The organism is Klebsiella sp. G-Nf4, assembly GCF_002810615.1.
Taxonomy (GTDB): domain Bacteria; phylum Pseudomonadota; class Gammaproteobacteria; order Enterobacterales; family Enterobacteriaceae; genus Klebsiella; species Klebsiella variicola.
This window is the reverse complement of record NZ_PION01000010.1, coordinates 26,825-40,102: the sequence shown is the minus strand read 5'-3', so window position 1 is coordinate 40,102 and position 13,278 is coordinate 26,825. Positions and strand designations below refer to the sequence as shown.

The window sequence follows — 13,278 nt, the reverse complement described above, 5'->3', positions numbered from 1 at the left end:
GCGAAATCAGCTAACTTTTTTTCATCTTTTTCCCCGCGCGCTGTGAGCCACAACCTGATATCTTTATCTGTACAAGAAAATAGAGTTGTACAGGATGCCTGAATTCGTTAGTTTAGGTATTAAAGTATCAGGTTGATGTGAGGCTGCTATGGCGTTTTACAGTATCGGTGAAGTCGCCGAACGTTGCGGAATCAATCCGGTTACATTGCGCGCATGGCAGCGGCGTTACGGTCTACTGAAACCGCAGCGCAGCGAAGGCGGGCATCGACAGTTTGATGAAGAAGATATCCTGCGCATAGAAGAGATCAAGCGCTGGATAGAGCGCGGTGTATCCGTCGGGAAAGTCAAAGCGCTGCTGGAGGACAACCTGCCGGCGGCGCGCGACGAATCCGCGCATCTTCAGGAAGAGATGATGTCCATTCTGCGTTATATGCAGCCCGCCAGAATCCGCGCCAAATTAATGGCGTTGAGCCATCAGCACCCCGTCGACACCCTCATCGATAGCCTGTTAGTGCCGGTACGACAGCGGCTGAAACTCGATCAGAATACCTCGCTGGTGATTAGCAGCATGCTGGACGGCTTGTTAATCGACTGCGTGGCGCTGTTTCTCGCCGAAGCGCGTAAAAAAAATGGCAAAGAGACGCTGCTGGTGGGCTGGAGTAATGAAGACCGGACTCGCCTGTGGCTGGAGGCATGGCGTCTTTCCCAGCGCGGTTGGCATGTCAACGTTCTCGCGGAGCCGCTGGAGTCGCCACGGCCCGAGCTGTTCCCCGGGCAGCATACCTTCGTCTGGACCGGACGCGCCGTCACCCCTCTGCAGCAAGAGCTGCTCAGCCACTGGCAGGAGCAGGGCTTCAGCATTCATTTTCACAGTACGCAATAGCCCCGTCTGCGGGGACAGGCCGGGGCTGTGCGCCTGGCTAGAGGTGAATCTGACTCCAGGATTTAAAGGTTTCGCTACGACTGATATTAAAAAAATCGGTCCTACCGCTACAGCCGAGCTTTTTAATCAGATTCAGCCGGATCTGATAAATGGTTTTGATGTGCAGATTCAGCGAACGACCAATGCTGGCAACCGCTTCGCCATTGCTGATAAGCTGAATAACTTTCTTTTCTCGCTCGGTAAACTGCACCGAGGCGCCCGGCGCCGGGTGGGTTTTGTAATAGCGGGTAGGCTGATGCAGGAATATTTTTAATTCTTCAGGCGTCGAATTTGCCGGTAACCGCAACATAGGCAGTTCACTGAGGAAATTAAGATCGTTGCCCTCAGTTAACAGAATAAATAACGTATCCCGACGATTATAGTTATGCTCAAGCACCGCGAAATAATTATCGCTGGTAAAGAAAACATGTTTTTTACGAAAATAAGATGCCGGTAAAGTATTCAGGATCAGCGACATCCCGTAGAGAAGAAAACGATTATCAAACCACAGATCGTAATGCTCAGAATGATAGCAAGTATTATGGTGTGACATTTTTTGAGCCCCAGTTAGCAGATGAAAACCCAGGCGTGCCGGCACAGCAGGGCTGTCCCTGCTGTCGGCGCGGTGGGATCACTTAATGATGATGTTTGCTGTACAGCATATCCAACGCCTGCAGATAGAGGTCGGAAAGTATTTCATTACTTTCCGTTTGCAGGCGGTGCTGGATTTCCGTAATCATCCGCTCATTATTGATCGTGCTGTGCTGCTTCATGAGCGTGTTTTCAATATTCTTCATCAGGGCTGAATTAAAGACAAACTCTGCTGGAATGGTATTTTTAATATGCATAGCTCGAACTCTCCCACGTATAAAGCAAACTGACCATAAAAGTCGCAGCGTACCGGTGGTACGCGCAAAGTCACTAACAGGAAATGCAAAACCAGGAACCACCACCAGACTCGCCACGCAACCGTTTAGCGTCCCCGCGGTGTTGCGCAACAAGCAGTTAACACTCAAAAACTATAGTCGGTGATTTCAGGATGTACAACTTTTTTCATAACAATATGTACAACGAGACGGTCAGATGATTTTTCATGTGTTTATTTATTGATTTAAAAGATTATTTTTCTGTTTTGATAAGTTGTACACAAAAGTGACTTTGTGCAGAATAGGGGGCGGGCAATCAAAACGGGGATAATGACGCAGACACGATCGAAATACGGGCGCTGTCGGTTTACGTCACTTGCGCAGAAACAGCGCCGACGCAGGAAGGGGTACACAGCAACTCTGTCGTCGACAGGTGGCTAACTTCCGCGTCGGACCCTGAGCATAGCGGAAAACAGGTGAGGTTTTGTCTGTTTTTTGCACAGTAAGGTAAAGAGAGAAATATCAACCACTCCGCTATTGTCATGGCCGGTTTGTTGGCGGATTAGGCGTGTGCTACGCTTTTCTATAACCACTTTTTCATTTCGGCACGGTTATCTTTCCCCCATTTTCCTGTCGGGTGTCGCACCAGCATAACGACCGGTAAATACGGCATAAGCATTCTGTCCATGGACAGGCATAGAGGATTGAGGAGGGATGATGCGCGGTAAAAGCGTGATGCTGCTGGCCGGGTTAGCCACCTTCGCGCAGGCGAAGGAAATTAATCTCTATTCGGTGAATACTGGTTCCTATGTTTACCATCTGACCAATAACCACGGACAATATACTGAGAATTTTGAAAACCACTTTTTCTCGGTGGAGCGGAAATTCTCAGAAGACTCGAAATACAGTCTGCTGATTGGCACCATGAACAACAGTTTCGACGATCGCTGCCTGGCGCTGGGGGTGAGAAGAGACTGGTACCACAACGGCAGTGGATGGACCTTTAAAGGGGTCTACGGTTACACCGGTGAATTCTTCTTCGATGCCTTTGAGCATTGTGGGGACCACGGCTCCTACAAAGATTTTAAGGACGCCACCGGGATCGGCTTTTCCCCCTATATCTACCATGCCATTCAGTACAACTTTACCGACTATTTCGCCCTTGAGAGCGGCATTATTATTCCCAGCGTGTTTGTGATCAGCATCCAGTGGAGCTTCCGCTAAATCGCCGCGTCGTTTGTCACAGGGTTATCACTTTCTTGAGCAGCGTACTGGAGAGCACGGCGAGGGAAATGAGCACCGACAGGACAAACGTCAGCGCAATCACGCCCAGCTTGGTGGCTAACGAGTGAATAGGGATCAGCATCACCAGCAGGTGAAAAACGGAGTAATGCAGAATATAGACCCCGGTCATCGCTTTACTGACCGTTGCCAGCAGCGTCTCTTTCAGTTCGCGGTTCTTTTTAAACTGCACGGCGTTAGCGGCAATCACCAGCAGGACGATCAGAATATAAATTTGCGACCCCGTCAGAATGAACGCATTACGGTCGGCTTTAAACAGCGCGAAGAAAAAATGGCGTTCATAAAACCAGGTGAATAAATAGACAAAGGGCAGGGCGATAATTGAGGCTTTAATTACCCGCGGGTCGCGTATCCACTCCGTGACCCGCGGATCGTTAAACAACTGCCCGGTTAAATAAAAGAGTAGCCATGTCCACAGACGATACTGCGGCGGCAGGCTGAAGAGATGTTTGTCCGGGTAGAGCACCGAGAGCAGGTCATAACCATAGGAGCAGCACAGCAGCGTCAGGACCACGCTGAAAAACAGGCCGCGCCGCTGGCTGAGCCAGGCGATCAAGGGATGGAAGGTGTAGATCACGATCAGGGCGAAAATAAACCAGGGCTGGATCAGGTAGCCGCGCTGATAAGGCTCCCAGACATAATAGACCGTTACCCAGAACAGAAAGACGATGACCACGCTTTTAATTTTACCAATCTGCCAGTTGGCATCGTGGCGCGTCTGCGCATCAAGATAACCGGCCACCACAAAAAACAACGGCGTCGCGATGGTCGAGATAAAGGTCAGCAGCCCGAGGATCCAGTGATAGTCATAATCATAGTGATCCCAGGTGTTATAGATAGTGAAAAAGGTCACCGCTGTCATACAGCCTAATGTCTTGATAATGCTCAGACCGGTACTGTTCATCGTTGAGGCGTCATATCCTTATGGTGGAAGCAAGCGTAAATGACCGGCAGAACCAGCAGCGTCAGTACGGTGGCAAAGGCCAGTCCGAACATAATCACCACCGCCATACTCTGGAAAAAGACATCGCGCAGCAGCGGGGCAAGGCCAAGCACGGTGGTAAAGGCGGTCAGCAGGATCGGCCGTAGACGAGAGGTTGCCGCATCAATGATAGCTTGTCGTTGATCTTTCTCCTGTTTTTGTTGCTCTATCTCTTCCACCAGCACAATGCCGTTGCGGATCAGCATACCGCTGAGGCTAAGCAGGCCGATTAAGGCCATAAAGCCGAAGGGGATGCCGGTCAGCAAAAAGCCGGGCGTGACGCCGATCAGCGCCAGCGGCACGGTTAGCCAGATGGCAACGGCGTTTTTCAGCGAACTGAACATCAGCACCGTAATGATAAACATCACCAGATAGCCAAGCGGCAGGGTCGTGAACAGCCCTTGCTGTGCTTCACTGGAGTTCTCCGCATCGCCGCCCCATTCGATGCGGTAGCCATGCGGCAGGGTCAGCGCGTCAATGCGCGGTTTCACCCTGGCAAGGATATCGCCCGACGTTTGGCCGCTTTGCGGGCTGGGGTCGGTTTGAACGGTAAGCACCCGGGTGCGATCGCGGCGGAGAATCAATGGATCTTCCCACTCCAGCGAGAAGCCATTGATGACGTTACTCAACGGAATATACTGCTGCCGGCTCTGGCTCCAGACCAGCACGTTATTCAGGTGGTTGGCATCCTGTCGCTCCGCTTCCGGCGGACGGACGATAACCGGCAACAGGTCGGCGCCCTCGCGATATAACCCGGCGCGACTGCCAGAGAAATTCATCTCCAGCGCGCTATCAATATCCTGTTTATCCACCCCCAGCTCACGTCCCAACGCCAGAGAGTATTGCGGGCGGATCACCTTGCTGCGGTTCTGCCAGTCGTTACGTACGCTGTCGGTCGCCGGATCCTCGGCGAGAATGTCGCCCACCTGACTGGCCAGCGCGCGTAGGGTATCCGGATCAGGACCCTTAATGCGCACTTCAATCGCGCTATCGCCGGACGGGCCGAACATAATGCGTTTGGTGCTGGCGTTCACCTGCGGGTAGTTTCTGGCAATCCAGGCCTCTACGTGGCGGCTGACGGGGGCGATACTGCGCTGGTCATCCATCCGCACCATAATCTGTGCGTAGTTGCTGTACTGCCGCTGGCCGCTGTAGGTAAGAATAAATCGCATACTGCCCTGGCCGATGGTGGAGACGGTGGTAGCCACTCCCGGCTGGCTGGCGATCGACCGCTCAATATCGCGGGTCATCTGCTCGGTGGCGTTAATATCGGTACCGTAGGGCAGCCACAGGTCGACAAAGAAAATGGGCGTATTCGATGACGGAAAGAAATTCTGCCGGACGAAGGTGAAGCCCCAGATCGCCCCGGCTAACAGCGCGCCCATCAGCACCAGGGTCAGGGTCTTTTGCTGCAGCAGTATTTGTAGTGTTTGCTGATAGCCGCGGTAAAAGCGGCCGCGGTAGGGATCGGCTTTTTCCTCCGGCGCGGCGGCCGGCGGGGCGTTTTTAAACAACCACCACTTGATGAGCACCGGGGTGATGGTCAGGGCGGAAAACCAGCTCAGCATCAGGGAGATCAGCAGCACCTGGAACAGGGATTTGCAATACTCCCCCGTGGAGTCCTGTGAAAGGCCAATTGGCGCGAAGGCGAGGATGGCAATAACGGTGGCGCCGAGCAGCGGCAGGGCGGAGCGGCGGATCACATAATTAATCGCGCCCAGCAGCGGAGATCCTTGCTGGCGGGCGATCAGCACCCCTTCGACAATGACAATGGCATTGTCCACCAACATACTTAGGGCGATGATCAGCGCCCCGAGCGAGATCCGTTGTAACTCGATCCCCCAGATATACATAATAAGCAGGGTGCCGAGAACGTTGAGCGCCAGCGACAAAGCAATAATGATCCCGCTGCGCACCCCCATGAACACCAGCAGCACGCCGACGACGATCGCCAGGGCCATCAGGAAGTTGGTAATAAAGCCATTGACCGAGTGGGCGACCTCTGCCGCCTGATCGTAAAAAATGGCGATATCGATACCCGCTGGTTTATCGGCGGCCATCTGCTGAAGTCGGGCTTCGAGGGCATGCCCCACGTCAATGACGTTGACGCCGGGGATAAAGGAGACCCCCATGGTCACCGCCTGGCGGCCGTTGGCATGATAGATACTGGAGGGAGAGTCGGTCAGCCCGCGCGACAACGTGGCAATATCCCGTAGTCGGGTGGTGGCGCTGGCGCCATGGGGGCTGACCAGCAGATCCCCCAGCTCATCGATATTCTGAAACTCCCCGGTGGGGTGAAGGCGGATCGATTCGCTGCCAGCGCGGATCTCCCCGGCGCTGGACACCACGTTGAGCCGGGTCAGGATAGCGGCAAGCTGGTTAAGCGTAATACCGCGCGCCGCCATTTTCGCCAGCGAGATATCAACATTGATCTGCTGTGGAATCGCGCCGCCAATGGCGACTTTGCCGACGCCCGGCACCAGCACCAGCTCGCGGCGCAGCTGCTCGGCATAGCGCACCAGCTCAGGATTGGTAAAACTGTCGCCCGAAATGGCGAAGAAAAAGCCAAACACATCGCCAAAGTCATCATTGACGAAGGAGGGGACTACCCCCGGGGGAAAAAGCCGGCTGGCGTCACCGACGCGGCGACGCAGCTCATCCCAGATTTGCGGCAGTTCGCTGGAATGGTACTGCGAAGCAATATTCACCGTAATTTGCGATAAGCCATTCGAGGAGATGGAGCTGACGTTATCCAGCGAGGGAAGCTGCTGAATCGCGTTTTCCAGCGGCAGGGTCACCTCCTCCTCTACCTGCTGAGCGGACGCGCCAGGGTAGTGGGTGACGATCACCGCCGTTTTGATGGTGAAGGCGGGATCTTCCAGGCGGCCAATATTGAGCAGGGCGAACAGGCCACCCACCCCCAACAGCAAAATGGCTAACCAGACGCGGGTCGGGTTGTTAATAAACTGACGGGAAATGTCCATTTATAATCCTCGTTCACGCGTCCAGATCCGCACCGGCTGCCGGTCGTGGAGTTCGCTTACCCCCGCTGCAACCACCTGTTCGCCCGCACGGAGCCCTTCGGTGATCATCACTCCCTGCGAGGTCACTTCCCCGACCGTGACTCTGCGCTCCTCAAGGTAGAGATGCGCGTTGTCGCCTTTTACCACCCAGACGACCGGTTCATTCTTCGGCCGGTTATCGGGGTTAAACACCGCTTCCACTGGCACCACGAGGGTTTCCCGTCCGGCGCTGGCCGGTAAATTACCGAGATTGACCGTCACGGTGCCGCTGACCCCGCCGACGGTAGGGAAATCATCCGGCCGCGGCATGGTTAAAATGATCTGCCAGGTGAGGGTGCTGTTGTCGCTGCTGCCGGTATGCTCTTTGTATTCCGCGGTAAACTCGCGGCCCGGCAGGGTATTGATCCTGACGACGGGGCGGTAGGCGGTATTGCGGATATCGAGCGAGGTGAACAGATTTTCCGGAATGCTGAAGACCACATCGAGCAGGTCGGTACGCGTCAGGGTAATCACCGGCTGGCCAGCGGCGACCACCTGATGATTACGAATATGCACGCCAGCGGCAATCCCGCCGAAGGGGGCGGTGAGACTCATTTGCGCCAGCTCTTCACGAGCGATTTTTAAGGCTGCGTTGGCGGCATCGCGATTGGCGCGCTGCACGTCCATCTCCGCCTGGGAAATCGCCTGACGTCCCGCCAGGGTCTGGAAACGATCAAACTGACGCTGGGCGAGGGTCGCCGCCGTTTGTCGCTCATTGACTCGCTGCTGGGCTTCGCGGGCATTCAGACGCGCCAGCGTTTGTCCCTGGGTTAGGGTTGCGCCCTGGCGAATATCCAGTGACTCCACCTGACCACCCCGTTTAAACGACAGCTCGGTGGAGTCGCCAGACTCGATGCGGGCTGGAAACGTCCGCTGCTGGGTGTTACCCACGGCGGTAACTTGCGCCACCTTGACCATCCGGGGGGCGGCTTCGACGGACGGTGCTTTCTGATCGCAAGCGGTTGTTAATAAAATAACAACCGGGATGAGAGAAAAATAACGGTTCACAGTATTCCCCTCAGACTCATGATTTATTTTACGTTTTTATTACGCGGCGCACGCTTATTCTGCGAGGGCGGCGACAACCAGATAAGTGAATAGTCCTACCAGCGTACAGGCGACAATGGCCAGCGCGACAAACAATCCCAGACGTAACAGGCTATAACCAAACATGATTTTCTCCCTTAACTCCCACCCGAACCGCGAATGTCATTTCGTCCGGCACGACGTGTGACCGTCGGACATTCGGTGCGGCACTCCTGCTTGTAATCAGCATAGTCGGAGAAAACATGAAGTGTTAAAAAAGAGAATACCGCGTTGCTGTTGGCGTCAAGGGGGTAAGGGCAGGAGATCTGCAGGCATTCGCGGGTTTTTATAATATTTTTCAGTCTATTAATGGCTCATTTTCTAATGTTAATTTTCCTGTGCTACGTTTAATAACATCTATTCCGTTTTCCGCTTCTGTTGTTGAGATTTGCTTCCTCCCCAAGAATGGGGCTATTCATCACTACGCATTGTATTGGTAATAAAAGGATTATCTCATGTATAAAAATATCGTTGTTCCCGTTGACGTGTTTGATGCAGGCCTGGCCGACAAAGCCCTCTCTCATGCGAAATTCCTCGCCCAGCACTCTGCCGGGCAAATACATCTTGTCCATGTTATTCCGGCATTTTCACCGGTATTAACGCGAGGATTTATCTCTGATGCACGAAAGATGGAGGAACATCTGATTTCTACCGCTAAGGAAAAACTCAGCGATCTGGTAAAGAAAAATGGCCTTGCGGAAGACGCCAGCCATCTGTATGTGCGCAGTGGCAATATTCGCGATCAAGTGATCGCCCTGGCTGATGAGTTGAAAGCGGACGTGGTGATTGTCGGTTCGCGTAATCCGGGGATCCAGACTCATCTTCTGGGCTCTGAAGCGGCAAACATCGTGCGCTACGCCCATGTACCGGTTTTCGTTGTGCGCTGATGACGGCGGGATGTCGTCCTGACTTCCGCTTCAGAAATCGAGGGAGAGAGTATGAATACAGATAAACCGGGGGCGCCCTTCTATCAGCGCTCCGTCGAGGAGACGCTCGCCAGCGTGCAAAGTACGCCGGAGGGTATTAGCGGGACAGAAGCGGCCACACGCCTGCAGCAGTATGGCGAAAACGCCCTGCCGCAGAAGCCGGGTAAGCCAGCCTGGCTGCGTTTCATCGTGCATTTTAACGATGTGCTGATCTACGTGCTGCTGGCGGCAGCGCTGCTGAAGGCGGTGATGGGCCACTGGATCGACATGGCGGTGATCCTCGCTGTGGCGGTCGTCAATGCGCTGATCGGCTTCATTCAGGAGAGTAATGCGGAAAAATCGCTGCAGAGTATCCGCAATATGCTGTCCAGCGAAGCGGTGGTGATCCGTCAGGGTAACCATGAAACCATCCCCACCACCTCGCTGGTACCCGGCGATATTGTGGTGATCCGCGCGGGCGATCGTATCCCCGCCGATTTACGCGTGATTGAGGCGCACAACCTGCGGGTGGAAGAGGCGATCCTCACCGGGGAGTCGACGGTGGTGGAAAAAACCACTGAGCCGCTGAGCGGTGATTTACCGCTCGGCGATCGCAGTAACCTGTTGTTTTCCGGGACCACCGTCAGTTCAGGGGCGGGCAAAGGGATTGTTGTGGCCACCGGCGGCGATACCGAGCTGGGTCACATCAACCAGATGATGGCGGGCATTGAGAAACACCGCACGCCGCTGCTGGTGCAAATGGACAAGCTGGGCAAAGCCATCTTTATCCTCATTCTGGTGATGATGGCGGCGCTGTTCGTCTTTAGCCTGCTGTTCCGCGATATGCCGGTCTCCGAACTGATGCTGTCGCTGATTAGCCTCGCGGTGGCGTCAGTCCCGGAAGGCTTGCCGGCGATTATCTCGATTATTCTGTCGCTCGGTGTGCAGGCGATGGCGCGCCAGAAAGCGATTATCCGCAAGCTGCCGACGGTGGAAACCCTCGGCGCGATGACGGTTATCTGTTCGGATAAAACCGGGACCCTCACCATGAACGAAATGACGGTGAAGGCGGTGATCACCGCGGACAGCGTCTATCGGGTGGAAGGGGATAGCTACGAGCCGGTCGGTAAGATCCACGCCATTGATGACCCGACGCCGGTCGCGGTTGCACCTGGCACGCTGTTCGAGCGCTATCTGCGTACCATCGATCTGTGTAACGACAGCCAGCTTATTAAAGATGAGAGCGGGCTGTGGAAAATCACCGGTGGCCCGACCGAGGGGGCGCTGAAGGTACTGGCGGCCAAGGTCACTCTGCCGCCGCTGACCAGCGAGCTGCGCAGTAAAATTCCATTTGATTCGCAATATAAATACATGTCGACCCTCTACCGGCTGGGTGAAGAGGAGGTGGTACTGGTCACTGGCGCGCCGGATGTTCTGTTCCGCCTGTGTCAATATCAGCAGAGCGACAGCGGATTACAGCCGCTGGATCTGCCGTACTGGGAAGCCAAAATTGAAGAGTACGCGCGGGAAGGGCTACGGATGGTGGCCGCGGCCTGGAAGCCGGCTTCCGCAGGCCAGACGGAGCTGACCCATCAGGATCTGCAGCAGGGGGTAATTTTGTTAGGGGTTGCCGGGATGATGGATCCGCCGCGTCCGGAGGCCATCACGGCGATTGCCGACTGCCTGCAGGCCGGGATCCGCGTGAAGATGATCACCGGCGACCACCCGCAAACGGCAATGAGTATCGGCAAGATGCTGGGGATTGGCAATGCGGGGAATGCCATTACCGGGCGTGAGCTGGAGGTGATGGACGACGCGCAGCTCAGCGTGGCCGCGCAGCAGTTTGATATCTTCGCCCGAACCAGCCCGGAAGATAAGTTCCGTCTGGTGCAGGCCCTGCAGAGCAAGAAAGAGATTGTCGGGATGACCGGCGACGGGGTGAACGATGCCCCGGCGCTGAAGCAGGCTGACGTCGGCGTGGCGATGGGGATCAAGGGGACCGAGGTGACCAAGGAAGCCGCCGATATGGTGCTGACCGATGATAACTTCGCCACTATCGCCAGCGCGGTCCGCGAGGGGCGTCGGGTGTATGACAACCTGAAGAAAACCATTCTCTTCGTCATGCCGACCAACCTTGCGCAGGGGTTACTGATCGTCATCGCGCTGCTGGCGGGCAACGTACTGCCGCTGACGCCGGTGCTGATCCTGTGGATGAACATGGCCACCTCCGCCACGTTGTCGTTTGGTCTGGCGTTTGAAGCCGGTGAGAAAAATATTATGCGGCGGCCGCCGCGTGATCCGAAAATTCACGTCATGGACGGCTTTGCCATCTGGCGCGTGGCGTTTGTGGGATCGATGATTGCGGTCAGCGCATTTATTCTCGAAGCCTGGCTGCAGCCGCGCGGCTATTCGCCGGAGTTTATCCGTACCGTGCTGTTGCAGACCCTGGTCACCGCCCAGTGGTTCTATATGCTGAACTGCCGCGTGTCGGATGGTTTCTCGTTGACGAAAAGTCTGCTGGCCAACAAAGGGATCTGGATTGTCAGCGGCGTGCTGCTGGTGCTGCAGCTGCTGATTATCTATGCGCCGTTTATGCAGATGCTGTTCGGTACCACCGGGCTGCCGTTCCGCTACTGGGTGATCACCTTCATCATCGGCTTCGCGATGTTCCTGATCGTTGAACTGGAAAAACCGCTGACCCGCAAATGGCGAACCGCCTGACGGCGTGCCGTGCAGTACGCAAAAGAGAACATGCAAAAGAGAAGAGGGGGCATCGCCCCCTCTTTTATGATGGTTTTCGGTTATTGCGCGTTACTGTTTCGGCTCGGCGACCACAGTGCTTCCCACGCCGCGGTTGTTATATTCCCACATGCGATTAACGCTATTGTCGTTGAGGTTGCGCTGCAGATTACCTTTGGCATCTACTGCGCCAACGTTACCGCTAAAGGCACGGTTTGAACCGACCGCTGCCGCCCACGGCTGGGCGATGTTAAAGCCTTCATTGATCACGCTGTCGCGGATCACGACCTGGCCGTTGCTGTTACCGTCAACGTCCAGCGCGCGGCCCAGCTGCGCGACGTTATCGCCGGACGCGGTGAAGCGGCTGTTGGTCGCCAGGAAGCCGTAGGTCACGCTCTTCAGGGTAGCCGGCGCGAAAACATAGGCTTCTTTCTGAGTACGCGAGTTCACCACGCGGAAATCGGTGTTATCAAATACCACCGCGCCGCGACCGGACACGATATCCACATCGCCTTCAATGTAGCTGTTGGTCACCAGGGTGCGGGTCTGGCGGTTATCCTGCAGACGGTTCTGCACGCCGCTGTTGGTCACAAAGAAGGTATTCTGACGGCCAAGAATATTGACCTTGTTGATCTGCACCTGATCGCCATCGGTGCGCAGGGCGACGGCCTGGTGAGTCCCGGCGTCGACGCTGTCGCCAAGGTTGTTGGCGATGGTCAGGTTCTGCAGCTGCAGGCCGTTATTCTGCGACCAGAAGACCGCGGAGCACATCACGCCGACGGTGGCCGCGGATTTATTCTGGCAGCTGTCGAACATATACCATGCCGGTTTGCCCGGCATATATTTACCGCCCGGATTGACCAGACGGCGCCAGGTGTTGCGATCCATTTCAGAATCAATGGCTTCGCTGATTTTCACGTCAATCGGTTTATCACCGGTACCATACAGGGTCAGGGCGCCAGGCGCCGCCGGTACGTAAACCGTTCCCGGGTACTCGCCAGGCATGATGGCAATAAACAGACGGCGATTTGAGTGACGGGCAATCGCCGCATCGACCGCCGCCTGGACGGTGGTATGGGTCACGCCCTGGGTTCCCGCCGGGCCAACGATAAAGTCAGGCTGCGCCGGCAGGCTGATGGCGGACGGCGTCCAGGCCGCGGCATTGGGGGGCAGCGACTGGAAATAGGCCGCCGGGGTGAAGTTTTTCGCTTCATCGGCGTTCAGAATGGGACGCGCGGTGGTGCCCGGTGCAGTCTGCGTAGAGGGCTGTTGATCGGCAGGCGTCGAGCTACAGGCGGACAGCGTCACGCCGAAGGCCAGCGCCAGCGCCAGACGGGAAACGGAATATGTGTTCATGTTGCTCCGGGCAAAATTAAGCGTAGTGAAATACCCCGGCTGAGACGCCAGGGTATAA

10 protein-coding genes and 1 pseudogene are annotated in these 13,278 nt (G+C 55.6%); 5 read left to right on the top strand and 6 right to left on the bottom strand.

Annotation, left to right across the window (positions count from 1 at the left end; genetic code table 11):
• The first annotated feature begins 148 nt into the window (after positions 1–148).
• The gene (locus tag CWM57_RS19590; RefSeq protein WP_061155291.1) at positions 149–883 is read left to right on the top strand and encodes a MerR family transcriptional regulator; all 735 of its coding nucleotides are present in this window, start codon (positions 149–151) and stop codon (positions 881–883) included.
• 37 nt (positions 884–920) lie between these two features.
• Here CWM57_RS19590 and CWM57_RS19585 read toward each other — a convergent pair whose 3' ends face one another.
• Positions 921–1,475 carry a helix-turn-helix transcriptional regulator gene (locus CWM57_RS19585; RefSeq protein ID WP_074386501.1) on the bottom strand — a complete coding sequence of 185 codons (555 nt, stop codon included), beginning with the start codon at positions 1,473–1,475 and terminating at the stop codon, positions 921–923.
• Positions 1,476–1,557: 82 nt separating this feature from the next.
• The gene (locus CWM57_RS19580) at positions 1,558–1,770 is read right to left on the bottom strand and encodes a biofilm development regulator YmgB/AriR family protein (protein WP_061155289.1); all 213 of its coding nucleotides are present in this window, start codon (positions 1,768–1,770) and stop codon (positions 1,558–1,560) included.
• Between the two features lie 377 nt (positions 1,771–2,147).
• On the opposite strand from CWM57_RS19580, the pseudogene CWM57_RS27850 reads away from it, so the two are divergent.
• Positions 2,148–2,299 (top strand): annotated as a pseudogene (locus CWM57_RS27850) (hypothetical protein).
• Between the two features lie 206 nt (positions 2,300–2,505).
• Positions 2,506–3,012: a hypothetical protein gene (locus CWM57_RS19575; protein WP_061155288.1), complete on the top strand. Its 507-nt coding sequence runs from the start codon at positions 2,506–2,508 to the stop codon at positions 3,010–3,012.
• 16 nt (positions 3,013–3,028) lie between these two features.
• Here CWM57_RS19575 and CWM57_RS19570 read toward each other — a convergent pair whose 3' ends face one another.
• Genes CWM57_RS19570 through CWM57_RS19560 form a run of 3 tightly spaced genes read right to left on the bottom strand, consistent with a single transcriptional unit; the run spans position 3,029 to position 8,142 of the window.
• Positions 3,029–3,952, bottom strand: coding sequence for an acyltransferase (locus tag CWM57_RS19570; RefSeq protein WP_162678323.1), 924 nt, complete (start codon positions 3,950–3,952; stop codon positions 3,029–3,031).
• Between the two features lie 38 nt (positions 3,953–3,990).
• Positions 3,991–7,056 carry an efflux RND transporter permease subunit gene (locus tag CWM57_RS19565; protein WP_100675898.1) on the bottom strand — a complete coding sequence of 1,022 codons (3,066 nt, stop codon included), beginning with the start codon at positions 7,054–7,056 and terminating at the stop codon, positions 3,991–3,993.
• Positions 7,057–8,142, bottom strand: a complete 1,086-nt coding sequence (locus tag CWM57_RS19560) for an efflux RND transporter periplasmic adaptor subunit (protein ID WP_074386499.1) — start codon at positions 8,140–8,142, stop codon at positions 7,057–7,059. It lies immediately after the preceding gene.
• 533 nt (positions 8,143–8,675) lie between these two features.
• On the opposite strand from CWM57_RS19560, the gene CWM57_RS19555 reads away from it, so the two are divergent.
• Positions 8,676–9,107 carry a universal stress protein gene (locus tag CWM57_RS19555; protein WP_061155284.1) on the top strand — a complete coding sequence of 144 codons (432 nt, stop codon included), beginning with the start codon at positions 8,676–8,678 and terminating at the stop codon, positions 9,105–9,107.
• 51 nt (positions 9,108–9,158) lie between these two features.
• The gene (locus CWM57_RS19550) at positions 9,159–11,846 is read left to right on the top strand and encodes a cation-transporting P-type ATPase (RefSeq protein ID WP_061155283.1); all 2,688 of its coding nucleotides are present in this window, start codon (positions 9,159–9,161) and stop codon (positions 11,844–11,846) included.
• 90 nt (positions 11,847–11,936) lie between these two features.
• Here CWM57_RS19550 and CWM57_RS19545 read toward each other — a convergent pair whose 3' ends face one another.
• Positions 11,937–13,220: a putative acyl-CoA thioester hydrolase gene (locus tag CWM57_RS19545; RefSeq protein WP_100675897.1), complete on the bottom strand. Its 1,284-nt coding sequence runs from the start codon at positions 13,218–13,220 to the stop codon at positions 11,937–11,939.
• Between the last annotated feature and the right edge of the window lie 58 nt (positions 13,221–13,278).